This window comes from Moritella sp. F3 (assembly GCF_015082335.1).
In the GTDB taxonomy this organism is placed as follows: Bacteria; Pseudomonadota; Gammaproteobacteria; order Enterobacterales; family Moritellaceae; genus Moritella.
Genome location: NZ_BLRL01000032.1, coordinates 1 through 900, shown reverse-complemented (window position 1 = coordinate 900; position 900 = coordinate 1). Strand labels below are relative to the sequence as shown.

At 39.2% G+C, this 900-nt stretch carries 1 protein-coding gene; it reads left to right on the top strand.

From position 1 onward, the window contains the following. A partial coding sequence (locus JFU56_RS22920) for a hypothetical protein (protein WP_206759255.1) occupies nucleotides 1–191 on the top strand: 191 nt, incomplete at its 5' end. Nucleotides 192–900 lie beyond the last annotated feature (709 nt).

The following is a 900-nucleotide window of genomic DNA, read 5'->3' as shown; positions in this document are numbered from 1 at the left end:
TTGATATAATATTTGGTCATTATATCTCTGCAAGTGCTCACACAGATTGCTTGAATAAATTGTTAAAGAGCGTTGACTTTGACGCCTTGCGTCGTAGTCAGGCTGCGTATTCTACGCAAACCAGTTTCAAAGTCAAGCACCTAATGATGCTTTATTCAGGACGTTTGAAAAGTAACCTGAGTCGCTTTTAAACACCTTTTACTTAGCGGCTGTTGCCGTGTCAGTGAGGTCGCATTATAGAGATTTCGATTACATTGGCAATGCTTTTTATGCTCAGATCTTGATTTAATATCTAACGTCGAAAAAACCAGCAATAAAATGTAATTTAACGATCACGTTCCGTACGAACGGTGATTATTACAGCACTTCGCGTTATTTATAATGCACAGTTATTTACGTGTCTACTTTAACAAAACACCGCCTCAGCCCAGCTGAGGTAGTAGTGTTCTGTCAATCCTGCCACTAATAATCAATATAAATACCGATTAACTGACAGAAATAAGCGTAACGACAAAAATATAATGCGTTCGAGCGGTAAAACAAGCGGCCAATTCATTATGACGACCACCAATTCACAGTAAAAGTAGCTTAGAACAACACTATAAAATCAGCGTTTCATCATCAAAAAATGATTTCATTTATATCACATCGAAAATTAACTCTTTTCGCGCTTACCCTTCATCGCGAACGGCCGAAATAACACGCAGACAGCGAATAACGTTTATTTAAGCCGAGTCTAGAAACCCAAAAACCAGCCTACGGCTGGTTTTTTATTGCCTGGTCTAAGGTTTTATCTCGGCTTACAGCTTCTGATGCCAGCCCTTTTTCTGCATTCGTTAACATAAAGGCCTGGCGCACTGTCTTATTGCCGTAAATTTTGGACACAAAAAAGCCGATATC